We start from the raw sequence: 899 nt of genomic DNA on the forward strand, positions 1-899 counted from the left end.
CCTTCTTTCAGTTCTAAATTAACATTATTTAGTATTACTCTATTTTTTTCATAAAAAATGTTTTTTAAAGTAATCATTATTCTCACCTGTAGAAATAAACGTGCAAATAAGGTGATATAAGAACAAGGTTGTTATAATTAATCGGTAAATTGCTTAAGTTAACTATACCAGTCTGCATATAATACCCAAGGTAATAATTGGCCCTATAAAGAAGCAATAAACCGTTTAGGTTACCTAATATTGGTTGATTTGTATTTATGTTAATCATGTTCGAAAAGAAATAACTTACTTTCGTATCTCCATAAAATGTTAAATTCAAGCCATTAAGCTTGTAAGCTGTTAACGCACTTTGAGCGAATCCATAAGAATACCTCCAGTTTGATGATATAAACCAATGGGTTTCATAAATTAAGTTGCTAGATAAGATAGATATTGTTAACCCCCCGGTTAACAATGATATTGCAGATATGATTATTCCATACTTCCTTATCTTTTTGTTTTTAGTTATAATCCCTAAAACGATCCCTCCCCACATTATTAAATAATTCGTGAGCCTTACAGCTATAAATTGTAATAATGGACTCGATAACATAATGTACAAAATAGAGGAAGCAAACAATATAAAAAGGGAACTCGCTATTAGATGATCCTTTGTTTTGTTAAACTCAAATTTGAAACCTGATGGAACTAGAAAAATTATTGGAAAACCTATGAGAATGATCTGCCAATAATAATCCTTCTCATATAAAAAAGTTGTATTTCCTGAAGAAAGAAAAAGCAGGAAAATCCCAAAAAATAAAGATAAGATATAAAAGAACAAAGGTAAATTCCTGTTTTTCGGAGAAAACATGATGTATGAAACCGTTATTAAAAATAGATAGATGAAAAACGTAAAAGTA

At 29.0% G+C, this 899-nt stretch carries 1 protein-coding gene; it reads right to left on the reverse strand.

Annotation, left to right across the window (positions count from 1 at the left end):
* Positions 1–82 precede the first annotated feature (82 nt).
* Positions 83–899, reverse strand: an 817-nt coding sequence (locus tag ACP5GV_RS08060) for a hypothetical protein (RefSeq protein WP_428103287.1), incomplete at its 5' end; no start/stop codon positions are given.

The sequence above is a fragment of the Caldisphaera sp. genome, from assembly GCF_049974385.1.
Lineage (GTDB): Archaea > Thermoproteota > Thermoprotei_A > Sulfolobales > Acidilobaceae > Caldisphaera.